Consider the following 26,077-nt stretch of genomic DNA (forward strand, 5'->3'; position numbering starts at 1 on the left):
TAAAGCAAAAGAACATGAAGAAGATTGTTTTACTCTCCGCCCTCCTGGCAATTTCAAGTGCCCTAACAGCACAGGAAGTGCAAGGACCGGACGGTGCATTAAAAGTAAATGTGGAGTTAAAGGACGGAAGTCCCGTTTATTCCGTTCATTATAACAATAAAATATTCTTGGAGCCTTCTCCGCTGGGATTGAAAACCAGCATCGGAGATTTCTCCACAGGACTGAAACAGTTGGGACATCAGGTACGTACGATTGATGAGACTTACACAATGCCGCATGCAAAAGTAAGCCGTGTACACTACCAAGCCAATGAGTTGGTGTGCAACTATCTGAATGAAAAGGGGGATACTTTACAAGTTATCTTCCGGGTAAGCAACAATGATATTGCACAAGCCTATCAGATTTCCTCTCCCAAGCATACACACTGCATCATTGAGAAAGAAACAACCGGATTCGATTTTCCTTCATACACCACAACTTTCATTACTCCCCAAGCTCCTGCGGGAGACGGATGGATGGGTACTAAACCAAGCTATGAAGAAGAATATACACTGGATGAGGCTATTGGTACGCCTTCACGTTACAAACTGGGCTATACATTCCCGGCTCTCTTTCATGTAGGTAATGATGGATGGGTGTTAGTTTCCGAGACTGGTGTAAGCAGCCATTATGCAGGAACAAAGCTCAGCGAAGGAACTCAAGACGGTTTGTACACCATTGCTTTTCCGGAAAAAGCAGAGAATGGCAGTGTAGGTGATGCAACCATTGCAGCATCTATCCCCTCCCTGACATCCTGGAAAACCATTACCGTAGGTGAGACCCTGAAACCAATTGTTGAGACGACCTCTGCCTACGACAATGTACGCCCACTCTACGAACCGACACAGGTTTATCAACCCGGTCGCTCTACCTGGAGCTGGATACTCTGGCAAGATGCCAGTTGTAATTATAAGGATCAGCAGACTTTTATTGATCTTGCAGCTGCCATGGGATACGAATATATCCTTATCGATGCGTTATGGGACAAACAAATCGGTTATGAGAATATGCCCTCGCTCATTGCCTACGCCCAGTCAAAGGGAGTGGATGTTCTTCTCTGGTACAACTCCAACGGAAACTGGAATGACGCTCCGCAAGGTCCAAAACATCGTTTAGACAGTGCACCAGCCCGCCAGAAAGAAATGGCCTGGATGAAAACCCTGGGTGTAAAAGGCATTAAGGTAGATTTCTTTGGCGGTGATAAACAAACCACCATGAAACTCTACGAAGACATACTGACCGATGCCAACCAATATGGAATCGCTGTTGTATTCCACGGTTGTACCTTGCCGCGCGGCTGGGAACGCATGTATCCGAATCATATGAGCAGTGAAGCGGCATTAGTATCTGAGAATCTGGTATTCGGGCAATATCATGCCGACAAAGAAGCTCAACGAAGCACATTGTACCCTTTCATCCGCAATGCAGTTTCAGCTATGGACTTCGGCGGTGTATTTTTCAACAAACATTTCTCCAAAGATGGAGTCAGCGGTACACTTCGTAAAACAACCGATGCCTTCCAGATTGCTACATCTGTTCTCTACCAGTCAGGTATCCAGCACTTCGGCATCACTCCCAATAACCTGACGGAGCAACCGGAGTTTATTCTCGATTTCATGAAGAAAGTACCTACCGTGTGGGATGAAACGCGCTTCATTGACGGCTATCCCGGCAAATATTGCGTTGTAGCTCGTCGATACGGTAATCAATGGTACATTGCCGCCACCAATGCCACTAAGCAACCCATGAAACTGAATTTATCTTTACCGTGGCTAACGAATCAGCAAGTTTCCATCATCCATGATAACGAAGCCCGCACTGCCGGTCTTTCACAAGGAGCCGTCAACAAAAAAGGTATCCTTACCATCGAAATGCAACCGATGGGTGGAGCCATGATTTATACTAACTAACATTACAAACATCATATAACTAATAACCATTATGAGAAACAAATTATTATTCAGCAGCGTTCTTTTAGCTGCATCCGTATCGCTGTCCGCACAAAAGAGTGCAACGATCACGCTTCATGCCGACCAAGGCACACAAGTTATTCCCAAAGAAATCTACGGCCAGTTTGCCGAACATCTCGGTACTTGCATCTATGGTGGACTTTGGGTAGGAGAAAATTCGGATATCCCCAATATCAAAGGTTATCGTACCGATGTATTCAATGCACTGAAAGAACTTCAGGTTCCCGTACTTCGTTGGCCGGGTGGCTGTTTTGCCGATGAATATCACTGGATGGACGGTATCGGTCCGAAAGAGAACCGACCCAAAATGGTAAACAATAACTGGGGAGGCACAATTGAAGACAACAGTTTCGGTACACATGAGTTCCTCAACCTCTGCGAAATGCTGGGTACTGAACCTTATATCAGTGGAAACGTGGGTAGTGGCACTGTAGAAGAACTGGCAAAATGGGTAGAATACATGACTTCCGAAGGAGACTCTCCGATGGCAAGACTTCGCCGCCAGAACGGTCGTGACAAAGCATGGAAAGTGAAATACCTCGGTGTAGGTAACGAAAGCTGGGGCTGCGGCGGAAGCATGCGTCCTGAATATTATGCTGATTTATATCGCCGCTACTCCACTTACTGCCGCAACTACGACGGCAACCATCTATTTAAGATTGCCAGTGGTGCCAGCGATTACGATTATAACTGGACTAAAGTCCTGATGGACCGCGTAGGTGGACGTATGAACGGACTCTCTCTCCATTATTACACCGTAACCGGCTGGAGCGGAAGTAAGGGAGCAGCCACTAAGTTCGACAAAGACGATTATTACTGGACAATGGGTAAATGCCGTGAGATAGAAGACGTTATCAAAAAGCACTGCGCCATCATGGACGAATATGATCCTAAAAAGCACGTAGCCCTCATGCTCGATGAGTGGGGTACCTGGTGGGATGAAGAACCCGGCACTATCCCAGGACACCTTTACCAGCAAAATACATTGCGTGACGCTTTCGTTGCCTCTCTTAGTTTCGACATCTTCCACAAATACACCGACCGTCTGAAAATGGCAAATATTGCCCAGATAGTAAATGTATTGCAATCCATGATCCTAACCAAAGGTAAAGATATGGTGCTGACTCCCACTTATTATGTATTCAAGATGTACAATGTACACCAGGATGCCACTTACCTCCCACTCGACCTGAACTGCGAAGTCATGGATGTACGCGATAATCGCAAAGTGCCTATGATAAGTGCCACAGCTTCTAAAGACAAGGACGGCAAGATTCACATCTCAATGTCTAATATCGATGCCGACAATGCACAGGAAATTACTATCAACCTGCCGGATGTAAAGGCTAAGAAAGCCGTTGGTGAAATCTTAACTTCTGCCAACCTGACGGATTACAACTCTTTTGAGAACCCTAATAATATAAAATTAGCTCCGTTCAAAGAGGTAAAAATCAATAAAGGCGTACTGAAGATAAAACTACCAGCCAAGTCTATTGTTACTATAGAGTTACAGTAAATCAGTCGAAAAGACTTATTGTATTTTAAACAAGAAGCAGGTGGAAGTACCGCAAAAAAAGAGGCTCTTTCTATGTTGCGAATTACGCATAAAGAGTTATCTTTGTCGCTGTTAAAATTAACAAGTGACACTTCAACCTGCTTTATTATAGTATTCAAATCAAATAAATATCAATATGAACGACAACAAACTTATGAACCGTGCAGCGGATAACATCCGTATCCTCGCTGCTTCTATGGTTGAGAAAGCTAATTCCGGTCACCCAGGCGGTGCCATGGGTGGTGCCGATTTTGTGAATGTACTCTTCTCTGAGTTTCTGGTGTATGATCCCGAAAATCCAGCATGGGAAGGTCGTGACCGCTTCTTCCTGGACCCGGGCCACATGTCACCGATGCTCTACTCTCAGTTGGCATTGGCAGGCAAATTCACACTGGATGAACTGAAGGAATTCCGCCAATGGGACAGCCCCACTCCGGGACACCCTGAACGCGACATCATGCGTGGTATTGAAAACACTTCCGGCCCGCTCGGTCAAGGTCATACTTTTGCAGTGGGTGCAGCTATCGCAGCTAAATTCATGAAAGCCCGTTTCGAAGAAGTGATGCAGCAAACCATCTACGCTTATATTTCGGACGGTGGTGTACAGGAAGAAATTTCTCAAGGTGCAGGCCGTATCGCAGGTGCACTGGGACTGGATAACCTCATCATGTTCTATGATGCCAACGACATCCAGCTTTCTACTGAAACCAAAGACGTAACCATCGAAGATACTGCCAAGAAATACGAAGCTTGGGGCTGGAAGGTGATCAAGATCAACGGTAATGATCCCGACGCTATCCGTGGCGCTTTGAACGAAGCGAAAGCAGAAAACGAACGTCCGACCCTGATTATCGGTCATACTGTAATGGGTAAGGGTGCACGCAAGGCAGATGGTAGCAGTTACGAAGCTAACTGTGCGACTCACGGTGCTCCTCTAGGTGGTGATGCTTATGTAAATACCATCAAGAACCTGGGTGGTGATCCGACGAATCCATTCGTAATCTTCCCCGAAGTGAAGGAACTGTACGCAAAGCGTGCTGCCGAACTGAAGGAAATTATGGCTAAGAAATATGCTGCTAAATCAGAATGGGCAAAGGCTAATCCTGAAAAGGCTGCAAAACTTGACCTGTTCTTCTCTGGTAAGGCTCCTGAAGTAAACTGGGCAGCTATCGAGCAAAAAGCAGGTGCTGCTACACGTGCTGCATCAGCTACCGTATTGGGTGCTCTTGCTACTCAAGTAGAAAACATGATCGTTGCTTCCGCTGACCTTTCAAACTCAGATAAGACAGACGGCTTTCTGAAAAAGACCCATGCTTTCAAGAAAGGTGATTTCAGCGGTGCATTCTTCCAGGCTGGCGTTGCCGAGTTGACAATGGCTTGCTGTTGTATCGGTATGGCACTGCATGGTGGTGTGATTCCGGCTTGTGGAACGTTCTTCGTATTCTCTGACTACATGAAACCTGCCGTACGTATGGCTGCACTGATGGAAGTTCCCGTGAAGTTCATCTGGACACACGATGCATTCCGTGTAGGTGAAGACGGTCCTACTCATGAACCGGTAGAACAGGAAGCTCAGATCCGCCTGATGGAAAAACTGAAAAACCATAAAGGACACAATTCTATGTTGGTTCTCCGTCCGGCAGATGCAGAAGAAACAACGGTTGCATGGAAACTGGCTATGGAGAATACTACTACTCCGACCGGCTTGATCTTCTCTCGTCAGGACATCGCTATGTTGCCTGCTGGAAACGACTATTCTCAGGCTGCTAAGGGTGCTTACATCGTAGCAGGTTCTGATGAAAACCCGGATGTAGTATTGGTAGCTTCAGGTTCAGAAGTATCTACACTGGTGGCAGGAACCGAATTATTGCGCAAAGACGGTGTAAAAGTACGTATCGTATCTGCTCCTTCCGAAGGTCTGTTCCGCAGCCAGGCTCCGGGATATCAGGAAGGTGTCATCCCTGCTGACGCAAAAGTCTTCGGTCTGACAGCCGGTCTGCCTGTAAACCTGCAAGGTTTGGTAGGTGCTCACGGTAAAGTTTGGGGATTGGAATCTTTCGGTTTCTCAGCTCCTTACAAAGTACTGGATCAGAAGTTAGGTTTTACTGCTGAGAATGTTTATAAGCAAGTAAAAGCAATGTTATAAAAAGCCCTGGGTGCATACCGGGCGAATGACTATTCGCCCCTACAGGTTGTAACAGGCTTGTAGGGGCGAAATATTTTTCACCTGATATCCCATTATAGAGCCTCTAAATCAATCATACTACAACAGAAAATGAAAACAATTGGAATTTGTTCCGACCACGCCGGATTTGAATTGAAACAATACGTCAAGGGGTGGTTGGAAACTAAAGGATGGGAATACAAAGACTTCGGAACCTATACAACGGAGAGCTGCGACTATGCAGATTTTGCTCATCCCCTGGCATTGGCCGTTGAAGCCGGAGAGTGTTACCCGGGTATTGCTATCTGCGGAAGTGGTGAAGGTATCAGCATGACACTGAACAAACATCAGGGCATCCGTGCCGCACTTTGCTGGACAGCGGAAATAGCTCATCTGGCTCGCCAGCATAATGATGCCAACGTACTCGTCATGCCGGGACGCTTCATCAGCACCGAAGAAGCTGATATGATTATGAGAGAATTCTTCAGCACACAGTTTGAGGGGGGACGTCATCAGAAACGTATTGAGAAGATACCGGTTAGATAATCATCCCAATTTGAAATTACACTTGCAGGTGCGGGAACCGATACTTGCAAGTGTTTTTAGTTTATACACCTTCCTCAGAGCTGAGAAGCATAAACACATCAAATTTTACACATTTTATGCCAAAAACTCTTCCCTCTAATAGAGTCACTTTCCGTACTTTTGCCCACATATCTAATAACCATTAAAAGTAAAACTGGAAACGCATGAAAAAAGTACTCGGAATTATTTCCCTGCTTCTCTCGACCACATTGGCAACAGCCAACTCGATAGATTTCGATAAGGCTTTCAAGGAGAGTGCAAAGATTGAAAAACAAATCAAGAAAACATCTTTCCCAAAACAGACGTATCTCATTACGGACTTCGGTGCCAAACCCGACACCCCGGATGCTCCCTGCCATGAGGCAATCAACCAGGCTATCGTAACATGTTGCCTGAATGGCGGTGGCACGGTTGTAGTTCCCAAAGGTACATTCTACACAGGTCCCATCACACTGAAAAGTAACGTCAACTTTCATGTAGAAGAAGGAGCCGTATTGAGATTTTCAACCGATCAAAGCCTCTACTTCCCCGGAGTTATCACCCGCTGGGAAGGAATAGACTGCTATAATGCCCGCCCGTTGATTTATGCATACGGTGAGACAAATATCGCCATCACCGGCAAAGGAACTATCGACGGACAAGGCTCCAACGAAACCTGGTGGCCTATGTGTGGCGCTCCCCGCTATGGCTGGAAAGAGGGCATGGTGGCACAACGCAACGGAGGACGGGAACGCCTGTTGATGTACGGTGAAACCTCCACTCCTATTTATAAACGCGTAATGACACCTGAAGACGGATTACGTCCGCAACTCATCAACCTATACTCATGTAATACAGTGCTGATAGAAGATGTAACTTTATTGAATTCTCCTTTCTGGGTTATTCACCCGTTATTCTGCGAAAGTCTCACTGTACGCGGTGTATACGTTTATAATCGCGGTCCCAATGGCGATGGCTGCGACCCTGAATCCTGCAAAAATGTATTGATAGAGAACTGTACTTTCGATACCGGAGATGACTGTATTGCTATCAAGTCCGGACGTAACCAGGATGGACGCAAATGGGGTATCCCCAGCGAAAACATCATTGTACGCGGTTGCTATATGAAGAAAGGACATGGGGGTGTAGTCATCGGTAGCGAAATCTCCGGCGGATACCGCAACCTGTATGTAGAAAACTGTAAGATGGATAGCCCAGACCTCGACCGGGTGATCCGTATCAAGACCAGCACCTGCCGTGGTGGACTGATTGAAAATGTGTTCGTGCGTAACGTCACCGTAGGACAGTGTCGCGAAGCCGTGCTGCGCATCAACCTGCAATACGAAAACCGTGAGAACTGCAACCGCGGTTTTACTCCTACTGTCCGCAACGTTCACCTAAAGAATGTAACCTGCGAAAAGAGCAAACTTGGTGTCCTCATTATCGGTCTCGACGACAATGATCATGTGTACAATATCAGTGTTGAAGACTCCCACTTTAATAATGTTGCCAAAGATGGAAATGACATAAAAGGAGCTAAAGACGTTACGTTCAAAAATCTCTATATAAATGGAAAACTTGTAAAGTAGCAAAACCATATTTTATATCATACAAGCCCAAAGTTGTGACATTCTGACAGAATTTCATTCAACTTCGGGCTTTTTATTTCCCCATTTTTCTTATTTTTCACAGAATACTTATTCGTTGTCTCTAAATAAAAACTATCTTTGTATTCCAATAATCCGGAACTCAATACGATATGGAGCAACTGAAAACTATCAAAGAGCTTATCAATCAAGGAGATGTAGCAGAAGCTATCCGGCAGCTCGATGAATATCTGATCACCGACTCTACCGACCGGGACGAAGCTTTTTATCTCCTGGGAAATGCCTATCGCAAACAAGGTAACTGGCAGCTGGCTTTGAACAACTACCAGTATGCTATCGACCTTAATCCCGACAGCCCTGCCCGCGAAGCCTATCGTATGGCAATGGATATCCTGAATTTCTTCAATAAGGATATGTACAATCAATAACATATAAAAGTAACGTAAATTATGGCAAAGATTAAAGGAGCAATCGTAGTGGACACCGAACGGTGCAAAGGCTGCAATCTATGCGTGGTAGCCTGTCCTCTGCATGTAATAGCCCTCACCAAAGAGGTGAACGTAAAAGGGTATAACTATGCCCACCAAATACTGGAAGATACCTGCAACGGCTGTGCGTCGTGCGCCCAGGTTTGCCCGGACGGATGTATCTCTGTTTATAAAGTAAAAGTTGAATAAATCTGTAAATCAGTAGAATATGGCAGAAGAAGTTGTATTAATGAAAGGAAACGAAGCCATCGCCCACGCAGCTATCCGTTGCGGAGCGGACGGATACTTCGGTTATCCTATTACTCCGCAATCGGAAGTATTGGAAACTCTTGCCGAACTGAAACCCTGGGAAACTACCGGTATGGTGGTGCTACAGGCAGAAAGTGAAGTGGCAGCTATTAATATGGTGTACGGCGGTGCCGGAAGTGGGAAAATGGTGTTGACATCATCTTCCAGCCCCGGTGTCAGTCTGAAACAGGAAGGTATATCCTACTTGGCAGGTGCCGAATTACCCTGTTTGATTGTAAATGTAATGCGTGGCGGTCCCGGATTGGGAACCATCCAACCCAGTCAGGCAGACTACTTCCAGACTGTTAAGGGTGGAGGTCACGGTGACTACCGTCTGATTACTTTGGCTCCCGCTTCCGTACAGGAAATGGCTGACTTCGTTGGGTTGGCCTTTGATCTTGCCTTCAAATATCGCAACCCGGCTATTATTCTTGCCGACGGTGTTATCGGTCAGATGATGGAAAAGGTTGTATTGCCTCCGCAAAAGCCCCGCCGCACAGATGCAGAAGTTATCGAGCAATGCCCGTGGGCTACTACCGGTAGAGTAAACGGACGCAAGCCCAATATCATTACTTCTCTGGAATTGAAACCGGAAGAGATGGAAAAGAATAACATCCGCTTCCAGGCTAAATACAAACTGATTGAAGAAAACGAAGTACGTTTCGAAGAAATCAATTGTGAAGATGCCGATTACCTGATTATCGCCTTCGGTTCTATGGCCCGTATCGGACAGAAAGCAATGGAACTTGCACGCGAAGAAGGTATCAAAGTCGGTATACTGCGCCCCATTACCCTTTGGCCTTTCCCCACAAAAGCTATTGCAGCATACGCTGAAAAAGTGAAAGGCATGCTGGTTACCGAATTGAATGCGGGACAGATGGTTGAAGATGTACGCCTCGCTGTGAATGGTAAAGTAAAAGTAGAACACTTCGGACGTCTCGGCGGTATCGTACCCGATCCGGAAGAGATTGTAAGTGCACTGAAAGAAAAATTAATCGAGAAATGAACCCTGATAAGATAAGAAGCGTATTGAATATACTCTTTATGATACTTGCCTTGGCAGCTATCATCGTATATTTCGTTGCAAAGGATGACTTCAAACTGTTCATCTACGTTTGTGGCGCAGCAATATTCGTTAAGCTGATGGAGTTTTTTATACGGTTCACCAACAGATAAGGAGAAGTGATTATGACAAAAGAAGATATTATCAAGCCTGAGAATCTGGTTTATAAAAAACCGACTCTGATGAACGATAATCCCATGCACTACTGTCCGGGATGCAGCCACGGTGTGGTACACAAGCTGATAGCCGAAGTAATCGAAGAAATGGGCATGGAAGACAAAGCAGTAGGTATCTCCCCCGTGGGATGTGCCGTGTTCATCTATAACTATCTGGATATTGACTGGCAGGAAGCTGCACACGGACGTGCACCCGCTCTTGCCACTGCTATCAAGCGCCTGTGGCCGGACAGACTGGTATTCACTTACCAGGGAGACGGTGACCTGGCATGTATCGGTACGGCAGAAACAATCCATGCACTGAACCGCGGTGAGAACATCACCATAATCTTCATCAACAACGCCATTTATGGTATGACAGGGGGACAGATGGCTCCTACTACCCTAGTCGGCATGAAGACTTCTACCAGCCCTTACGGACGTGATGTTCATTTGCACGGTTATCCGCTGAAAATGGCAGATATCGCCGCACAACTGGAAGGAACCGCTTACGTTACCCGCCAAAGTGTACAAACAGTCGGTGCTATCCGCAAAGCAAAGAAAGCCATCCGCAAAGCATTTGAGAACTCCCTGGCAGGCAAAGGCTCCAACCTGGTAGAAATCGTTTCTACTTGTAACTCCGGCTGGAAACAGACACCTGCGCAATCTAACAAATGGATGGAAGAGCACATGTTCCCGTTCTATCCGCTGGGTGACTTGAAAGATAAATAATCACATGCTAAAAGACTAAGAACAATGAAAGAAGAAATCATTATAGCAGGCTTCGGTGGACAAGGTGTATTGTCCATGGGAAAGATTTTGGCATACTCGGGACTGATGGAAAATAAGGAAGTGAGCTGGATGCCCGCTTACGGACCGGAACAACGTGGCGGTACAGCTAACGTTACGGTGATCGTAAGCGATGAGAAAATCTCCTCTCCTATCCTGAGCAAGTACGATGCTGCCATCATTCTGAACCAGCCCTCACTGGAGAAATTCGAAAGTAAGGTAAAGACGGGCGGTATCCTGATTTACGACGGATATGGTATCATCAACCCGCCGACGCGTAAGGATATCAAAGTGTATCGTATCGACGCAATGGATGCAGCCAATGAAATGAATAATGCCAAAGCATTCAACATGATCGTACTGGGGGGATTGCTGAAATTGAAACCGATGGTTACACTGGATAGTGTACTCAGAGGCTTGAAGAAGACCTTGCCCGAACGCCATCATCACTTGATACCGATGAACGAAGAAGCGATTAAAAAAGGTATGGAATTGATTAAAGAGGTATAATTCCATTGACCCTTATAATAAAAGTCAGCCCTTGCAATCATTTTTTGCAAGGGCTTATTTTATACAATCAAAGACATAAGACTCCTCACAATTAGATTCGCTTATAAGACGGTATGTTTGTAAAAATAGGCAAAAAAGGCTGAATTCCGCAAGCGAATAATTTTTTATTGTATCTTTGCGCCTAATTATGAGACGAATTCTACTAACATACATACTTCTATTCGTATTGGGATTGCTGGCAGTACAGGCACAGCAGCCATTCAATACGCTGGACAACCGTGACCGCTATGGAAACCAGGTCGACCCATCAACACAGCCGGACAGTCTGGATACCGGCACTGATGTTCAAAGCATTCCGCCTAAGCTTTATATGTGGCAATTAAGCGAAACTTTAGGAAACCGGACCATTGTTCCTGCAGATACGCTTGCTCTGAATTTCCAAAATACGAATCTGGTAGGCGGTATGACTGGAGAATATAACTTCCTGGGTAATCTGGGTTCACCTCGTCTCTCCCGTATTTTCTTTAATCGCCAAGACGATGAACCGACCCTCTTCATGGCACCATACTCTAGTTTCTTTGTTCGTCCCGATCAAGTGTTTTTCACTAATAGTAATGTACCCTATACCAATCTGACTTACTATAAAGCCGGTAATAAGATTAATGGTGAAGAACGGTTTAAGTCTTATTTCTCTGTCAATGTAAACAAACGGTTAGCATTCGGCTTTAATTTTGATTATTTATACGGACGTGGTTATTATGCCAATCAATCCACTTCACATTTCAATGCCGGCTTATTCGGAAGTTACATTGGTGAACGCTATCAAATACAGGCAGTTTATAACAACTTCTTCATGAAAATGAACGAAAACGGTGGTATAGCAAATGACGGTTACATCACCCGGCCTGATACAATGGCAGAAGGTAAGAAAGAATATAGTTCCACCACCATTCCTGTGAAGATGGAACAGACCTCAAACCGTAATAAAGATTTCTATGTCTACCTTACGCAACGTTACCGATTAGGTTTCAAACGAAGAGTATTGAAAGAAGAAGCCCAGAATAACAGTGTCCAACAGCGTTTTTCCCCTGCAGCACCAACGACATCTATTGCTTCCAGTATTGCACCTGCCGACAGCTTAGCTACCGACAGCCTCCCGGCTAATAATCTCGCAATAGGAGATAATCTCAGTTTGGACAGTCTCAATAGCAACCATGCTCTTCCGGAAGATACTAACTTTGTCGAAGAATTTGTTCCGGTCACAAGTTTCATTCATACCTTCAAGATAGAACGGGCGCGTCACAAATATCAATCTGTGTCTACACCAGACGAAAACGCTTATTATAACAAACAAGGAGTCAGTCGTGACTCTACCACAGCATTTAGCGTAAAGAATGTCTTTGGCATAGCCTTGCTGGAAGGTTTCAATCGATATGCTAAAGCCGGACTTACCGGCTATATATCCCATAAATTCAGTCGCTACGACCTGATGAATGCAGACTCTATGACAGTAGACCGTTTCACCGAACAAGAAATCTATGTGGGTGGTGAATTGGCTAAACGACAAGGTAAAACTCTACACTATTCTATAGACGGCGAAGTTGGTATTATGGACAAAGCAATGGGACAATTCCGCGTAAATGGAAATATGGATTTGAATTTCCGTCTTTGGAAAGATACGGTAAACCTGATAGTACGAGGCTTCGTAAAAAACACATTGCCCTCTTTCTATATGCGCCATTATCACTCCAACCTGCACGTTTGGGATAATGACAACATGGAGAAAGAATTCCGTACCCGCGTAGAGGGTGAACTAAACATTGACCGTTGGGGAACTAATCTTCGTGCCGGAGTAGAAAATGTGAAGAATTACACCTATCTCAACCAAAAGGCCGTACCTGAACAGAATAGCGGCAACATACAAATACTTTCGGCCACGCTGAAACAAAATTTCCGTGCAGGTATTTTCCATTTAGATAATGAAGTAACCTGGCAGAAGTCAAGTAATGAAACGGTTCTACCTCTGCCACAATTTTCAGTATATTCTAATTTGTACCTCCTGACCAAATTAGCTAAAAAGGTACTTACCGTGCAGCTGGGTGCTGATGTGCGATACTTTACCAAATACAATGCACCGGCTTACACGCCATCCATTCAGCAGTTCCATTTGCAACCGGAAAATGACCAGGTAGAAATCGGTGGCTATCCGATAGTGAATGTCTATGCCAACCTGCATCTGAAGCGTACACGCCTCTTCGCTATGTATTCTCACGTAAATCAGGGTATGGGTACACGTAATTCTTTCCTTGTACCACATTACCCCATTAATCCGAGCCTCCTCAGAATTGGTGTTTCGTGGAACTTCTACGATTAAAACTCTTTCCTTATGAAAATATCGAAAGCCAATATTCTGAAATATGTAGCAATGGGGATCATAGCTGCTTGTATTACTACTTTCTTTTTAAAGAAAGAGAAGAAGCATGGACATCCTCGTGATTATGCAGAAATAGCTGCTGAAAAAACTATCCGCGCTGCTACGGAGTATAATTCCATCAGCTTTTACGTAGATGGAGATACCTTATCCGGTTTTCACTATGAATTAATAGAAGCTTTTGCACGTGATCATGGCTGGAAAGCTGCTATCACTCCGGAAATGAGTTTCGATAAACGGCTCGAAGGACTGGCAGATGGAGTGTTTGATGTCATTGCTTACGGCATTCTGGCTACCAGTGAATTGAAAGATTCCTTATTACTCACGACTCCGATTGTGCTGAACAAACAGATTCTCGTACAAAGAAAAGCTACTTCCCCCACTGATTCCATATTCGTTAAAAGTCAATTGGACTTGGCTGGAAAAACCTTGCACGTAGTGAAAGGATCACCATCCATCCTGCGTATCCATAATCTGGGAAACGAGATTGGAGATACCATATATATTAAGGAAATAGACAAATACGGTTCGGAACAATTGATAGCTCTTGTAGCCCATGGTGACATTGACTATGCCGTATGCGATGAAAGTATTGCCCGTATCGTTTCAGATAGTTTTCCGCAAATAGATATCAATACAGATATCAGTTTCACACAATTCTATTCTTGGGGAGTCAGCAAACAGTCGCCTGTTTTATTAGACAGTCTTAATTCATGGTTACAAACCTTCTGCAACAGCAAGGAATTTCAATCGATCTACCGTAAATATTACCAGCCTTCCAGCAGATAATAACTCCTTTATCGTATACTTCTTTATAGTTCACCAAAACTCCACATGGTAACTCCATTTACAGGCTGAGGTAAAGATCGTTACATACCGATGTAAAGGCCGTTACAATAGGCGGTAAAGGTCGTTACATCCTACGGTAAATGCTTTTACATTATGGGGTAAATTACATGTAAATGCTATTTATTGATAATCAACAAATTATATCATCGTTACAAACTCTCCACTTCCCTCAACCACATTTCTGATGAAGCATCACTCGGCATACGCCAGTCACCACGTGGACTGATAGAAATACTACCTACCTTAGGTCCATCCGGCAAACAAGAGCGTTTGAATTGCTGATTGAAGAAACGGCGGAAGAATACTTGCAACCACTTCTTAATGGTCTCTTCATCATACATGTCCTTAAACGTACGCGCTGCAAGGAAAAATATCTTGGAAGGACGGAAGCCACAACGCAGGAAGTAGTACAAAAAGAAGTCATGCAATTCATACGGGCCAACCAAGTCTTCCGTAATTTGTTTGATATTCCCGTTTTCATCTGCCGGAATAAGTTCCGGACTTATCGGAGTATCGACAATGTCCAGTAACGTTGCACGAGAAGCTGCATCCATATCATTCTCAGCCACCCACTTCACCAAATGCTTGACCAATGTCTTAGGAACACTTCCATTCACACCATACATGGACATATGGTCGCCATTATAAGTTGCCCATCCCAGCGCTAATTCTGAAAGATCACCCGTACCTATCACCATTCCCCAAGTCTGGTTGGCAATATCCATTAATATCTGTGTGCGCTCGCGAGCCTGGGCATTTTCATAGACCACATCGTGTACATTGATGTCGTGATCTATATCTTTGAAATGCTGAATACAAGCTTCTTTGATGCTGACCTCACGCACGGTAATCCCCAAAGAGTTCATTAAATCCACCGCATTCGTATGCGTACGGTCAGTGGTGCCAAAGCCCGGCATCGTCACACCGATAATGTCTTTGCGGGACCATCCCAATTTATCAAAGGTCTTTACACATACCAGCAGTGCCAAGGTAGAATCCAATCCACCGGAAATACCAACCACCGCACTTTTAGCGCGCGTATGCACCAGACGTTGTGCCAGGCCGGAAACCTGTATCGAGAATATTTCTTCACAACGCTCATTCAATGCAGTTCCTTGCGGTACAAACGGATGCGGATCGAAACGTCGCGTCAGGTTCAGTTCTTTACTATTCACATATTCCGTAGAAACACGTACTGCTTCCTCCGGTGCACAATGTGCCCGACAGGCAGCAAACGTTGTGTTTACACGCCTTTCTATACGCAAATGTTCCACATCAATCTCACCGATAACAACTTGCCCCTCAAAAGAGAAGCGTTTACTATATTCTATTAAGCTGCCATTTTCATAAATCAAACCGTTTCCGGCAAACACTACGTCAGTAGTGGATTCTCCGAAGCCACACGAACAGAATACATAACCGGCAATACAACGTGCCGATTGCTGACTAATCAGAGAGCGCAAATAATTATGCTTTCCAATTCCTTCATTATCAGCAGAAAGATTAAACAGAATCTCCGCACCTTGCAATGCCAGTGAGGAACTGGGCGGAATAGGTGCCCACAGATCTTCACAGATTTCAATGCCGAATGTCGTATCTGCCATCTCAAACAGTAAATTGGCTCCCATGGGAACCAGTTGACCACAAAGGCGTACACTAGTCTCACTTACATCAACAGCAGATGTAAACCAGCGTTTCTCGTAAAATTCCTTGTAATTAGGAAGATAAGTCTTAGGTACCACACCCAGCACTTTTCCTTTCTGAATTACGACTGCTGCATTCAGCAATACACCATTCATCGCTATCGGCATACCCAGTATAGCTATTATGTCCAGTTGTCGTGTATTACTTATAATATGTATCAGCCCCATTTCTGCTTCTTCAAGCAAAAGTTGCTGCGCAAACAAATCGCCGCATGTATATCCTGTGACACACAGTTCCGGAAAGGCTATGATTTGCACACCTTTTCCTTCAGCTATGATTATCTCCTTTTCTATTTCTCCGGCATTGAACTTACAGTCCGCCACCTTCACACGGGGCACAGCCGCCGCTACCTTTACATATCCGTAATTCATAAGGATGTCATTTATAAAATTTGACGGCAAAAATACAGTTATTTATCCACAAACACAAAATAATCATTTCTTTCACTTCGTATATCCCGGATTATTTGTACTTTTAGCCACATTTTAAAGCACGTTATACAAAACTCATGAGGCTCCATAGTACACTCCATAAATGGCTACTCTCACTAATATTATTAGTCGGATGTCTTTCTGTTTCTGCTAAAGAAAAAGAATACGTGTTATTTCTTAGCTCCGTCAATGCCGAAGAAGCTTGGATACATGGTTTTCTGAATGAAATCCAAAAACGTTTTCCCTATAATAAAAACATAGAACTACACAATTATTTTCTCACGGTCCCGGTATTAAAAAGCGAAGAAGAGGTCAGACAAGCTCAAGCTAATATATTACAGACATATCCTACTCCACCAAAAGCAGTCATAATTGTTGGCGACCCGGGATGGTTGGTCAGCGCACCTATTTTCGATGGCCCCTGGAAAGACATTCCTGTTATTCTTTGTTATTCACGCAAAAGGGTTCCAGCCGACCTGCAAACATTATTAAGTAAGATTCCTCTCACAGAAGAAAACAGTATTCCCATTGAGGAATTCAATAAAAACTACAATATCACTGTACTGGAACAGCCATATTACATCAAGCAAACCCTTGAACTCATCCGGCAACTTCAACCGGAAGTCAAACAAATCGCTTTCATTTCCGATGATCGCTATATCAGCGTTGTTACTCGTCAGGCAATAAAAGAGGTGATGCAAAAAGATTTTCCCAATCTGCAACTGGAGCTTTTATCCTCCGAACAAATAAGCACTGAAGAATTACTGGACACACTTACCAGCTACAAAAAAACGACCGGGGTCATCTATTATTCCTGGCTCCGACAATATGGAAGCAATAAGAATTATTATCTATCGGACCACCTTAAAAAAATACTTCCCAGCTTCCTGGAAGTTCCGGTATTCACATTAGCCGATTTAAACCTTCAAGAAAACTTATATGTAGGCGGGCATTATATCTCCATCCATGATTTCACGAACACAGTAATGTCTTTAATCGGGCGTATTTTATCAGGCGAAGCCGCCTCTTCCATTCCTTATCAAAATGGTGGAATTCCACAAACTTATATCAATTTCGCCGATCTGAAGTGGTGTAAAATTCCCGAAAACTTATATCCGAGAGATGCAGTTTATTTCTTTCAGCCTCCTACTTTCTACCAACAATATAAAACTTATATCTGGATGACAGGCTTATTCATAGCCCTACTCATCGCTCTGTATATTTTCTACTATATCCATTCCCAAAGACATAAAAAGGAACTCATTCAAGCTAAGGAACGTGCCGAAGAATCCGACCGGTTAAAGTCTGCTTTTCTTGCCAACATGAGTCATGAGATACGTACTCCGCTCAATGCAATTGTTGGTTTTTCCAGCATTCTTGCTGAGACAACAGACACACCGGAAAATCATGAATACATCAGAATTATAGAAGATAACAATTACCTGTTATTACAACTCATAAACGACATCCTCGATTTGTCAAGAATAGAAGCCGGTTTACTGGACTTCTGCTACACCGATGTAGACGTAAACAGCTGTATCCGTAAACTTGAGGATACTTTCCGTTTCAGGATGCCGGCAAACGTGAAATGTGTAACAGAATTCAGTATGAAAAAATGCTATATCCATACTGAAAAGAACCGTCTGATGCAAGTACTTGGAAATTACTTCTCCAATGCTATCAAATACACCAATCAAGGAAGCATTACCATTGGTTATTATCCTCCCAAAAACGAAAAAATCCGTTTCTATGTACGGGATACAGGTTGTGGTATTTCCCCCGATAAACAACAAACCATTTTTCAGCGTTTTGTAAAGCTGGACAACTTCAAGCAAGGCACAGGACTCGGCTTGTCTATCTGCCAAATGATAGCAGAAAAGATGAATGCCACTGTCGGAATACATTCTGAAGTGAATAAAGGTTCCGAGTTCTGGATAGAGCTCCCTTACCAACCCATTAATTAAAAATAGAACTACTATTAACAACAAGACAACAAAAAAGATTAGAAATCTTTTGGAAAATTCAAAGAAGTCTTTATCTTTGCAAGCGAAATAAAAATGTAATTATTACAAGTTTGAATTAAGAAAATATGGAAATAGTAGTAGAACGATTGCAAGGGCATAATATCAAACCTTCGGTGCAGCGCATTGCCATCATGAAATATCTTATGGAGCACCGCACGCATCCAACGGTAGACGAGATTTATACAGCACTGTCTCCTACTATACCAACGCTTTCAAAAACGACAGTTTACAACACGCTGAAAATTTTGAGCGAGCAAGGAGCTGCACAGACGCTGACCATTGATGAGCGTAACACATGTTATGATGCCGACACTACTCCACATGCACATTTCCTGTGCAAACGCTGTGGTAAAGTTTATGATCTGGCGTGTAATGACACTGTAAGACAAGTGGTAGATACAAATATGGATGGACACGAAGTGCAGGAAATCCACTATTATTACAAAGGAATCTGTAAACAATGTAAAGAAGACTAACGTTTTATTATAAGAACAAACGAATAACTAATTCAATTAAATCAAAAAGAAAATGAAAAAATTTAGATGTACTGTATGCGGTTACGTATATGAAGGTGATGCCGCTCCTGAGAAATGCCCGTTGTGTAAAGCTCCTGCAAGCAAATTCGTAGAAGTTGTAGAAACTACAGAAGATGGTCCTCTTTCTTTTGCTGACGAACATGTAATCGGTGTAGCTAAAGGTTGTGATGACGAAATGATCAAAGACCTGAACAATCACTTCATGGGCGAATGTACAGAAGTTGGTATGTACTTGGCTATGAGCCGTCAGGCTGACCGCGAAGGTTACCCCGAAGTAGCTGAAGCTTTCAAACGTTATGCTTGGGAAGAAGCAGAACACGCTTCTAAATTCGCAGAACTGTTGGGCGACTGTGTATGGGATACCAAAACTAACCTTGAAAAGAGAATGAATGCCGAATCTGGTGCTTGCGAAGACAAGAAGCGTATTGCTACTCGCGCAAAAGCTTTGAATCTGGATGCTATCCATGACACTGTTCATGAAATGGCTAAAGATGAAGCTCGCCACGGTAAAGGTTTCGAAGGACTTTACAACCGTTACTTCAAGAAATAATGTGGATTTAATCCAATCCTTAAAGGGCTGTGCGAAAGTGCAGCCCTTTTTTTATATTTGATGTCACGTTCTCCTTTCCCGTTCGTCTTAGTTATGTAAATGGAACTCAAACAATTTAAAATATCCGTTCTACCCCTCCGCAATAAACTATTGAATTATGCGCGGAAGCTGACCGAAAGTCCGGACGATGCAGAAGATGCCGTACAGGAAGTCCTGCTCAAGCTATGGAATAAAAGGCTTGAACTGGAACAGTACCGAAGTATCGAAGCATTCGCCATGACCATGACACATAATCTCTGTATGGATATGTGGCGTACTAAACATACAACCAACGTACCATTGGAATATGTGCAAGATGCCACCCCCAGCGGAACACCGGAACGGTTGCTTGAAATAAAAGACGAAATTCGCCTGATGCATGAGATTATCAATTCACTGCCCGACTTGCAGCGCACCATCATGCGGATGAAGGATATCGAAGAGTACGAAACAGAAGAAATTGCCGACATCACAGGTTGTAATCCGGAGGCTATCCGAAGTAACCTGTCGAGAGCACGAAAGAAAGTGAGGGAAATTTACATGCAAACCATACAAGAAAAAATAAGGAGGAAACAAGCATGAAGATAGAAGAATTAATAGATCGCTATTTCGAGGGACAGACCTCATGTGACGAAGAACGCGAATTGCGCCGTTTCTTCACACAAGAGAATATACCAGAATCCCTACAAGTATACCGTCCCCTGTTTGCCTGTCTGGATCAAGAAGCAAAAGCATTCCAGAAAGAAAGCATCCCTGCTAAAAAACTCTCTTTCCGTCGACGCTTCATTTATATGACCGGGGGAATAGCTGCCGGACTATTATTACTTATCGGTATTGCAGGTACACAACGTTATCTTCATGCCACTCCGGATAACTATGTCATCATCGACGGTAAACAATACACCGACGAGAACCTCGTACGTGAACAAGCTCTTGCCGCTTTCCGTGATATGCGGACTACGGAAGATGAAGTACTTGACCTGATGTTTGAATAATAAAAATCAATAGATATGATTATGAAAAAGCTCATTCGTACCCTGCTATGCTGCCTGCTGTTTCTACTCAGCACCGGTATGTACGCCCAAAAGGGGCTACAAATAGCTTCCGTATTTCAGAAATACGGTAATGAGAAAGGGGCCACTTATGTGGAATTATCGAAGATGTTATCCAAAACATGGGACATAACCCATTACCAAAGCCTAAAGCTGTCGAAAGCCGAAAAAGCATTACCTGACATTTACCGTTGTCTGGAAGCCGATCGGGAATATGCCAAAAAGATCAAAGAGGTAGTCACAGATGGACGCATTCAATCGGGATACTATCAGCTGCCTCCGGTAAAAGACCAAACCAATCGATTCATATTGTTCCGACTCGGGAAGAAAGGCGAAGCTACGCTTATCTATATCGAAGGAGAAATAGACAGCGATGACCTTGTTACACTGATATTCAGCAAAGACTAAGATTGAAAATTATAAATCACAAATAATAAAACTTATGAAACGAATACTCTTTTTATTTCTGATCATGACTTCAATGACAGTCATGGCACAAGAAAGCATCCCGCAAGACACAACCCTCTACCTCAACGGACGGAAGGTGGTTATTAAAGAACGTGACGGTAAAATCAAAGTAAAAATGTATGAATCGAAAGCTGAAAATGACACCATAGAAAATACTCAGGTATTTGAAGGTGTGTATCTGGACGGGCGCAGCATTGAGCGAACCACCACAGTTTCCGTACCTTTCGTGAAGAAAAAGAAAGGCTACTACCGCTTTGATCCGCATTACCCTGCTATTTACTTCGGTTTCAACAAACTGGCAAACAGCACGTTCCAATATTCTGCCAAAGTACCACAACTTGGCTCTAAGTCTTGGGAATGGGGAATTAATCTGTTCAATACCGGCGTAGCTATTACACGAGACAATCATTGGGGATTAACTACGACTCTCGGACTTGCACGCATCGTCTACAAATTAGATGATAACTATGGTTTCGAAAAAATCGATGGTATCACTGTTTGCCGACAAGCCGACGATGTAGATTATCAAAAAAGTTGGCTGCGCTATTGGGCTTTCCGCCTACCTGTCAGCCTGGAGTGGCAAACCAAATTTGGCAGCCGCCGTGCTTTCATTGCAGCCGGTCCGGAAATAGAATGGCGCGTGGGGGTTAAATCCAGAGCTAAATATGATAATAAAAAACACACTTTGAGCGATAAACTGAACACCCATCCACTTGGAATGAATCTGTTGTTGCAAGCCGGTTACGGTTGCCTAGGATTCAATGCCCGTTTTGCACTAACTTCCTTGTTTGAAAAGAACAAAGGCCCGGAACTCTACCCGGCTTCTATAGGTATAGGTTGGTACTGGTAAATCGTCCCGTAAGATAAGAAAATCTGTCCCACGAGATAAAATAATCCGTCCCCTGAGATGAAAAAATTCATTTCAGGGGACGTTCTTTTTCATTTCAAGAGATGATTTTAGTTGTCTCCTGTAATCAGGTTCACAATCTTGGAGAATATAAAAAACATTGTTATCTTTGTCAGTAACACTAAAAATAATCATTTCATTATGACCAAAGAAGAATTAATGAGAAAAGCGATCGAACTCTCTACGGAGAATGTCGCTAATGGTGGCGGCCCTTTTGGTGCTGTCATTGCCAAAGATGGAGAAATTATAGCTACCGGAACGAACCGCGTAACAGCCTCATGTGACCCTACGGCACATGCTGAAGTCAGTGCTATTCGTGCAGCAGCCACAAAGTTGGGTACTTTCAACCTCAGCGGATGCGAAATTTATACTTCCTGCGAACCCTGTCCCATGTGTCTCGGCGCTATTTACTGGGCACGACTGGAGAGAATGTATTACGGAAACAATAAGACTGATGCCAAAAACATAGGTTTTGATGACTCTTTCATTTATGATGAGATCGCTCTAAAACCTGCCGATCGCAAACTACCCTCGGAAGTATTGCTACACAACGAAGCCATCAAAGCTTTTGAAGCATGGGCTGATAAGGAAGATAAAATAGCCTATTAATTCCTTGCAAAGCACTATTATTCAAGCATTTTTTAAAAGAAGTCCCCGGAGCGCTGCAATCGTTTCCGGGGACTTGGGTTTAATACACAAGGTATTTGCAATGAAAGGTTATTTGCTTTATATTGTTGTTCGTTTAGAAACGCATACCTAAAGTAAATAGCACCTGACTACGAGAGTTTGTTACTTTCGTTACTGCCGGTACATCATAATTACCATTATTACCGGGCAAAGCAAACGGATAAAAATCAGCTTTCTGAGTAGAATACTTATAAGCCAAATCAGCATAGAATGAAGAACCTCTATAACCGATACCTAATGTATAATTACTCAGTGATTTCGTATTTGCAAAGTCAGTATCTACATTCAATGAATTATAAGGAAGTGTCTTAACCGCATCATTCTTAAATGCAGCAGAGCTATAGTTGTAGCCCAAACGAAGAGCAAATTCCGGGATTACCTTATATTCAGCACCAATACGGAAAGTACTCACTCCTTTATTATTAATTTTTGCTTCTTCACTCTCATACTCCATTTTATCACCTTCCGGATAATAGAAAGCCATTTTCGAATAATCCTGATACTCATATTCGGCACCTAAAGCCAAATTACTTCCCACAGTATAACCTATACTTAAATTATATGTCCACGGAGTACGCAATTCAAACTCGCTCTTCATATCCTTATTATTCAATTCATAATAAGTATCATAAGAGAGATGTTCCTGAAACTCTTCACCTGTTTCATTATTCACATACCAAATATTCGATTGTATAGCTGCTCTGGTAGTATAAGTCAGTTTGTAAAAGGTTGGCGTATGGATGGCTAATCCAAGGCGCAAAGGCGAGTCTTCCATAGGACGAAGAATAAAACCGAACTTAGCATCCCAACCTGCACCATTGATACGGTTTTCACTGCTAATACTATAGTCATTACCTCCTCCCATATCTTCGCCATAGAAATAAGACTTACGATAATTTACATCGTATGCTCCGATGGTAACGCCAAAATAAAAGCGATCATTAAAGTTAAAAGCAATATTAAAATCATATTGATCCACTCCACCTCTTTCTACAGACTTATAAGTAGCATAAGGGCTAATACCTAAGCTATAATAAGGATTATTAGGATCGTCATCTGTTTCAAATAAACGGGCATCCCATCCTAAAGCACCTAACCAGCCAACTCTATCTTGATCATACGGAAGAATGTTTTTTTCTGTCAACTGTTGAAGATCCATTCCTGCACCATACATCTGATTTGCCTGGCTTGCCATCAAGTCTGTCTGCGACAAACTATATTGCCCTCCCATCGTCATTGTCCGATTGAATGATTTTGCTTTATGATAGTTAAATCCAAAGTTGACATAACGCAAGGTCGTTACATTCCCGAGCTTCGTAGAGAACACAAAACCTGCATTGTCAAAATTCCAACGGTTTTTATCACTATTGAATGTATTACTTCCGAGTTTACTCTCGACTCCCATACTGGAAAAGCCGAATGAAACCATTGCATCATTACTGCGATAGATACCAATACCGGCAGGATTTGTTCCAATAGTAGAAATATCACCACCCAAAGCTCCCATCGCACCACCCATACCCACAAAGCGGGCGGTTCCGTTCAAATCTTTACTTATTATATTTGCTGCATCATATACAGTCTGTGCGCTCACACTTGTCGCTACGAGCACAGCCAAAGCTATTATCGTTGATTTCTTTTTCATACTCATTTCTCTTTTATGGTAAACACTCCATACGGTTATCTTCTTCTAGTGGAACCACCACCGCCACCACTGGAGCGACTGGAAGAACCTCCACCACTACTACCGGATGAATAGCTGCTCGAACGTGAGCTACTACCGGAAGAGTAACTACTGTTTGAAGAAGAACGACTACTGTTATAAGAACGAGTAGTACTACTATTGTTATTAGAACGTCTGCTATAATCATTAGAGTAGCTTCTGGTAGGATTAGTCGAACTACCTCTATTATAAGTCGATGTAGAAGTGCTGCTACGACGTGTAGTTCCTACAGAAGAAGAACGGGTAGAAGTTCCTCCACTATTACGAACACTTTCCACATTACTACTATTATATGAATTATTGCGCGTACTGCTGGGACGAGTATAAGTCGATCTCCGTGAAGAAGCAGCATCTCTTCGGGTATTCATTCCCGGACGTTCACTTCCTGAGCGGGTACCTACCACCCTGCGAGTTGTACTGCCTGAAGTACCAGTACTGCGTCTTACGGAAGTAGCATCTGAAGAGCGACGTACGGTTTGTCCACCATTCGTTACAGAACTCCGGCGTGTAGTTCCTTGTGCAGTAGAAACACGATTTCCGTTGGAATAACGTGTTCCATCATGGCGTCTGTTCGTATATATGCTACCGCTATTCCAATGGCCACCTCCCCAGTGTCCACCACCACCGGGATACCAGCCGCCTCCAGGATAGTAATGATGGTGATGGTGTCCCCATCCCCAACTCCAGCCGCCGTAGAAGCCGCCCCAACCATAGGACCAGCCGCCGTAACTATAATAAGGTGAGTAACCTCCCCAACCATAATAAGGATAGCCTCCCCATCCATAGGAGTTATAACGCCAATCCCACCACAAACGGTTAGAGAAAGTTGGGAAAGCATAAGCATACATTCCATCGGTATATACGTTCCAGTTCCATGTATCCAGACCGTAAACGACATCCCAATAGTATGGACTACTGATACTTATTGCATAACGAGGATTACGGAAACGTACGATACGCATAGCATATTCATAATCATCTTCCGAACCATCGAAGCCGTTTACCCATTCCCCTTCCGGATCGGGCACAGCTTTTTCTTTGATATATAAGGTATCGTCCTCCATTACGAAGTCATTCTCACGTGAATCATAGCGGCGATTATACTCATCTACATCACGTGTATTTCCTTTACGATCCTGAACTACAACCGTAGTATTCCCCGGCGACGTATAAACCGTAGTCGGTGCATTCGACTTTACTACAATCTCTTCAGCCGGAGCAGATGTTCTTTTCTTCTCCTGTTTCTTTTCCTTCTTACTCTTAGAAGGAGTGTAGTAAAGGTCGTCATCTATGCTCTGCGCCGAAACCATCCAAGGGAGGCACAAGGCAAAAAGCGATAAAAAAACAATCTTTTTCATATGGGTGTGGTTTATTGGTTTACATTTATCTATTTTATCACGTCACAAAGATAGCGATGGGAATTACCGTCTGCAGGAGAATTTCCCCAAATGATTATAGGGATTTCCCTAAATACCCTATCTTTA

Annotated in this window: 24 protein-coding genes; 21 read left to right on the forward strand and 3 right to left on the reverse strand. The window is 43.5% G+C overall.

Going from position 1 to position 26,077, the window contains the following annotated elements; all coding sequences use genetic code 11:
* Nucleotides 1-14: 14 nt before the first annotated feature.
* The 13 genes from BWI44_RS21040 to BWI44_RS21100 all read left to right on the forward strand — a co-directional run bounded on the left by BWI44_RS21040 (nucleotide 15) and on the right by BWI44_RS21100 (nucleotide 14,412).
* Nucleotides 15-1,949, forward strand: coding sequence for a glycoside hydrolase family 97 protein (locus BWI44_RS21040; protein ID WP_138291107.1), 1,935 nt, complete (start codon nucleotides 15-17; stop codon nucleotides 1,947-1,949).
* Between the two features lie 31 nt (nucleotides 1,950-1,980).
* The gene (locus BWI44_RS21045; protein ID WP_138291108.1) at nucleotides 1,981-3,525 is read left to right on the forward strand and encodes an alpha-N-arabinofuranosidase; all 1,545 of its coding nucleotides are present in this window, start codon (nucleotides 1,981-1,983) and stop codon (nucleotides 3,523-3,525) included.
* 175 nt (nucleotides 3,526-3,700) lie between these two features.
* Nucleotides 3,701-5,710, forward strand: coding sequence for a transketolase family protein (locus tag BWI44_RS21050; RefSeq protein ID WP_007663875.1), 2,010 nt, complete (start codon nucleotides 3,701-3,703; stop codon nucleotides 5,708-5,710).
* 129 nt (nucleotides 5,711-5,839) lie between these two features.
* Nucleotides 5,840-6,274, forward strand: coding sequence for a ribose 5-phosphate isomerase B (gene rpiB, locus BWI44_RS21055; RefSeq protein WP_007663877.1), 435 nt, complete (start codon nucleotides 5,840-5,842; stop codon nucleotides 6,272-6,274).
* 203 nt (nucleotides 6,275-6,477) lie between these two features.
* The gene (locus BWI44_RS21060) at nucleotides 6,478-7,881 is read left to right on the forward strand and encodes a glycoside hydrolase family 28 protein (RefSeq protein WP_195209133.1); all 1,404 of its coding nucleotides are present in this window, start codon (nucleotides 6,478-6,480) and stop codon (nucleotides 7,879-7,881) included.
* 170 nt (nucleotides 7,882-8,051) lie between these two features.
* Nucleotides 8,052-8,327: a tetratricopeptide repeat protein gene (locus BWI44_RS21065; protein ID WP_007214998.1), complete on the forward strand. Its 276-nt coding sequence runs from the start codon at nucleotides 8,052-8,054 to the stop codon at nucleotides 8,325-8,327.
* A 21-nt stretch (nucleotides 8,328-8,348) separates the two neighbouring features.
* The gene (locus BWI44_RS21070; protein ID WP_007663880.1) at nucleotides 8,349-8,576 is read left to right on the forward strand and encodes a ferredoxin family protein; all 228 of its coding nucleotides are present in this window, start codon (nucleotides 8,349-8,351) and stop codon (nucleotides 8,574-8,576) included.
* Between the two features lie 19 nt (nucleotides 8,577-8,595).
* On the forward strand, nucleotides 8,596-9,681 hold the full coding sequence (locus BWI44_RS21075) for a 3-methyl-2-oxobutanoate dehydrogenase subunit VorB (RefSeq protein ID WP_022392544.1): 1,086 nt from the start codon (nucleotides 8,596-8,598) through the stop codon (nucleotides 9,679-9,681).
* The gene (locus tag BWI44_RS21080) at nucleotides 9,678-9,851 is read left to right on the forward strand and encodes a hypothetical protein (RefSeq protein ID WP_007215001.1); all 174 of its coding nucleotides are present in this window, start codon (nucleotides 9,678-9,680) and stop codon (nucleotides 9,849-9,851) included. Before BWI44_RS21075 ends, BWI44_RS21080 begins: the two co-directional genes overlap by 4 nt.
* Before the next feature lie 12 nt (nucleotides 9,852-9,863).
* The gene (locus BWI44_RS21085) at nucleotides 9,864-10,625 is read left to right on the forward strand and encodes a thiamine pyrophosphate-dependent enzyme (RefSeq protein ID WP_007663882.1); all 762 of its coding nucleotides are present in this window, start codon (nucleotides 9,864-9,866) and stop codon (nucleotides 10,623-10,625) included.
* Between the two features lie 24 nt (nucleotides 10,626-10,649).
* A complete protein-coding gene (locus tag BWI44_RS21090) occupies nucleotides 10,650-11,192 on the forward strand; it encodes a 2-oxoacid:ferredoxin oxidoreductase subunit gamma family protein (protein WP_007663883.1) in 543 nt (180 codons plus the stop codon).
* 187 nt (nucleotides 11,193-11,379) lie between these two features.
* On the forward strand, nucleotides 11,380-13,566 hold the full coding sequence (locus BWI44_RS21095; RefSeq protein WP_195209132.1) for a putative porin: 2,187 nt from the start codon (nucleotides 11,380-11,382) through the stop codon (nucleotides 13,564-13,566).
* 12 nt (nucleotides 13,567-13,578) lie between these two features.
* Nucleotides 13,579-14,412 (forward strand): transporter substrate-binding domain-containing protein, encoded by an 834-nt coding sequence (locus BWI44_RS21100; protein WP_229036161.1) that lies wholly within the window; start codon nucleotides 13,579-13,581, stop codon nucleotides 14,410-14,412.
* Between the two features lie 209 nt (nucleotides 14,413-14,621).
* Here the strand turns inward: BWI44_RS21100 and BWI44_RS21105 are convergent, their stop codons facing one another.
* Nucleotides 14,622-16,547: an NAD(+) synthase gene (locus tag BWI44_RS21105; protein WP_007663886.1), complete on the reverse strand. Its 1,926-nt coding sequence runs from the start codon at nucleotides 16,545-16,547 to the stop codon at nucleotides 14,622-14,624.
* 137 nt (nucleotides 16,548-16,684) lie between these two features.
* Here BWI44_RS21105 and BWI44_RS21110 point away from each other — a divergent pair, with 137 nt between their 5' ends.
* The 8 genes from BWI44_RS21110 (at nucleotide 16,685) to BWI44_RS21145 (ending at nucleotide 22,792) form a co-directional block, all read left to right on the forward strand.
* A complete protein-coding gene (locus BWI44_RS21110; protein WP_195209131.1) occupies nucleotides 16,685-18,571 on the forward strand; it encodes a sensor histidine kinase in 1,887 nt (628 codons plus the stop codon).
* A gap of 125 nt (nucleotides 18,572-18,696) precedes the next feature.
* Nucleotides 18,697-19,107: a Fur family transcriptional regulator gene (locus tag BWI44_RS21115; RefSeq protein WP_007663890.1), complete on the forward strand. Its 411-nt coding sequence runs from the start codon at nucleotides 18,697-18,699 to the stop codon at nucleotides 19,105-19,107.
* 52 nt (nucleotides 19,108-19,159) lie between these two features.
* On the forward strand, nucleotides 19,160-19,717 hold the full coding sequence (locus BWI44_RS21120) for an NADH peroxidase (RefSeq protein WP_007215010.1): 558 nt from the start codon (nucleotides 19,160-19,162) through the stop codon (nucleotides 19,715-19,717).
* 99 nt (nucleotides 19,718-19,816) lie between these two features.
* Complete coding sequence (locus tag BWI44_RS21125) at nucleotides 19,817-20,338, forward strand: GFO_1088 family ECF-type sigma factor (protein WP_007663901.1); 522 nt, start codon at nucleotides 19,817-19,819, stop codon at nucleotides 20,336-20,338.
* Complete coding sequence (locus BWI44_RS21130) at nucleotides 20,335-20,751, forward strand: PG0215 family putative anti-sigma factor (protein ID WP_007663902.1); 417 nt, start codon at nucleotides 20,335-20,337, stop codon at nucleotides 20,749-20,751. Before BWI44_RS21125 ends, BWI44_RS21130 begins: the two co-directional genes overlap by 4 nt.
* A gap of 21 nt (nucleotides 20,752-20,772) precedes the next feature.
* On the forward strand, nucleotides 20,773-21,216 hold the full coding sequence (locus tag BWI44_RS21135; RefSeq protein WP_044155243.1) for a DUF6108 family protein: 444 nt from the start codon (nucleotides 20,773-20,775) through the stop codon (nucleotides 21,214-21,216).
* 34 nt (nucleotides 21,217-21,250) lie between these two features.
* Complete coding sequence (locus BWI44_RS21140; protein WP_195209130.1) at nucleotides 21,251-22,126, forward strand: hypothetical protein; 876 nt, start codon at nucleotides 21,251-21,253, stop codon at nucleotides 22,124-22,126.
* Between the two features lie 198 nt (nucleotides 22,127-22,324).
* Nucleotides 22,325-22,792, forward strand: coding sequence for a nucleoside deaminase (locus tag BWI44_RS21145; RefSeq protein ID WP_021967750.1), 468 nt, complete (start codon nucleotides 22,325-22,327; stop codon nucleotides 22,790-22,792).
* Between the two features lie 133 nt (nucleotides 22,793-22,925).
* On the opposite strand, the gene BWI44_RS21150 is transcribed toward BWI44_RS21145, so the two are convergent.
* Together BWI44_RS21150 and BWI44_RS21155 are read right to left on the reverse strand one after the other, a co-directional pair.
* Nucleotides 22,926-24,515: an OmpP1/FadL family transporter gene (locus BWI44_RS21150; RefSeq protein WP_286816337.1), complete on the reverse strand. Its 1,590-nt coding sequence runs from the start codon at nucleotides 24,513-24,515 to the stop codon at nucleotides 22,926-22,928.
* Between the two features lie 35 nt (nucleotides 24,516-24,550).
* Nucleotides 24,551-25,951 (reverse strand): hypothetical protein, encoded by a 1,401-nt coding sequence (locus BWI44_RS21155; protein ID WP_286816339.1) that lies wholly within the window; start codon nucleotides 25,949-25,951, stop codon nucleotides 24,551-24,553.
* Nucleotides 25,952-26,077: the final 126 nt, after the last annotated feature.

Origin of the sequence: Bacteroides sp. Phil13 (genome assembly GCF_001940965.1) — a bacterium.
Taxonomy (GTDB): Bacteria; Bacteroidota; Bacteroidia; order Bacteroidales; family Bacteroidaceae; genus Bacteroides; species Bacteroides intestinalis.

Excerpts from the sequence above, each read along its gene's own strand:
- BWI44_RS21040 (WP_138291107.1), top strand. The coding sequence starts at position 15 with ATGAAGAAGATTGTTTTACTCTCCGCCCTCCTGGCAATTTCAAGTGCC.
- BWI44_RS21045 (WP_138291108.1), top strand. The coding sequence starts at position 1,981 with ATGAGAAACAAATTATTATTCAGCAGCGTTCTTTTAGCTGCATCCGTA.
- BWI44_RS21050 (WP_007663875.1), top strand. The coding sequence starts at position 3,701 with ATGAACGACAACAAACTTATGAACCGTGCAGCGGATAACATCCGTATC.
- rpiB (WP_007663877.1), top strand. The coding sequence starts at position 5,840 with ATGAAAACAATTGGAATTTGTTCCGACCACGCCGGATTTGAATTGAAA.
- BWI44_RS21060 (WP_195209133.1), top strand. The coding sequence starts at position 6,478 with ATGAAAAAAGTACTCGGAATTATTTCCCTGCTTCTCTCGACCACATTG.
- BWI44_RS21065 (WP_007214998.1), top strand. The coding sequence starts at position 8,052 with ATGGAGCAACTGAAAACTATCAAAGAGCTTATCAATCAAGGAGATGTA.
- BWI44_RS21070 (WP_007663880.1), top strand. The coding sequence starts at position 8,349 with ATGGCAAAGATTAAAGGAGCAATCGTAGTGGACACCGAACGGTGCAAA.
- BWI44_RS21075 (WP_022392544.1), top strand. The coding sequence starts at position 8,596 with ATGGCAGAAGAAGTTGTATTAATGAAAGGAAACGAAGCCATCGCCCAC.
- BWI44_RS21080 (WP_007215001.1), top strand. The coding sequence starts at position 9,678 with ATGAACCCTGATAAGATAAGAAGCGTATTGAATATACTCTTTATGATA.
- BWI44_RS21085 (WP_007663882.1), top strand. The coding sequence starts at position 9,864 with ATGACAAAAGAAGATATTATCAAGCCTGAGAATCTGGTTTATAAAAAA.
- BWI44_RS21090 (WP_007663883.1), top strand. The coding sequence starts at position 10,650 with ATGAAAGAAGAAATCATTATAGCAGGCTTCGGTGGACAAGGTGTATTG.
- BWI44_RS21095 (WP_195209132.1), top strand. The coding sequence starts at position 11,380 with ATGAGACGAATTCTACTAACATACATACTTCTATTCGTATTGGGATTG.
- BWI44_RS21100 (WP_229036161.1), top strand. The coding sequence starts at position 13,579 with ATGAAAATATCGAAAGCCAATATTCTGAAATATGTAGCAATGGGGATC.
- BWI44_RS21105 (WP_007663886.1), bottom strand. The coding sequence starts at position 16,547 with ATGAATTACGGATATGTAAAGGTAGCGGCGGCTGTGCCCCGTGTGAAG.
- BWI44_RS21110 (WP_195209131.1), top strand. The coding sequence starts at position 16,685 with ATGAGGCTCCATAGTACACTCCATAAATGGCTACTCTCACTAATATTA.
- BWI44_RS21115 (WP_007663890.1), top strand. The coding sequence starts at position 18,697 with ATGGAAATAGTAGTAGAACGATTGCAAGGGCATAATATCAAACCTTCG.
- BWI44_RS21120 (WP_007215010.1), top strand. The coding sequence starts at position 19,160 with ATGAAAAAATTTAGATGTACTGTATGCGGTTACGTATATGAAGGTGAT.
- BWI44_RS21125 (WP_007663901.1), top strand. The coding sequence starts at position 19,817 with ATGGAACTCAAACAATTTAAAATATCCGTTCTACCCCTCCGCAATAAA.
- BWI44_RS21130 (WP_007663902.1), top strand. The coding sequence starts at position 20,335 with ATGAAGATAGAAGAATTAATAGATCGCTATTTCGAGGGACAGACCTCA.
- BWI44_RS21135 (WP_044155243.1), top strand. The coding sequence starts at position 20,773 with ATGAAAAAGCTCATTCGTACCCTGCTATGCTGCCTGCTGTTTCTACTC.
- BWI44_RS21140 (WP_195209130.1), top strand. The coding sequence starts at position 21,251 with ATGAAACGAATACTCTTTTTATTTCTGATCATGACTTCAATGACAGTC.
- BWI44_RS21145 (WP_021967750.1), top strand. The coding sequence starts at position 22,325 with ATGACCAAAGAAGAATTAATGAGAAAAGCGATCGAACTCTCTACGGAG.
- BWI44_RS21150 (WP_286816337.1), bottom strand. The coding sequence starts at position 24,515 with ATGAAAAAGAAATCAACGATAATAGCTTTGGCTGTGCTCGTAGCGACA.
- BWI44_RS21155 (WP_286816339.1), bottom strand. The coding sequence starts at position 25,951 with ATGAAAAAGATTGTTTTTTTATCGCTTTTTGCCTTGTGCCTCCCTTGG.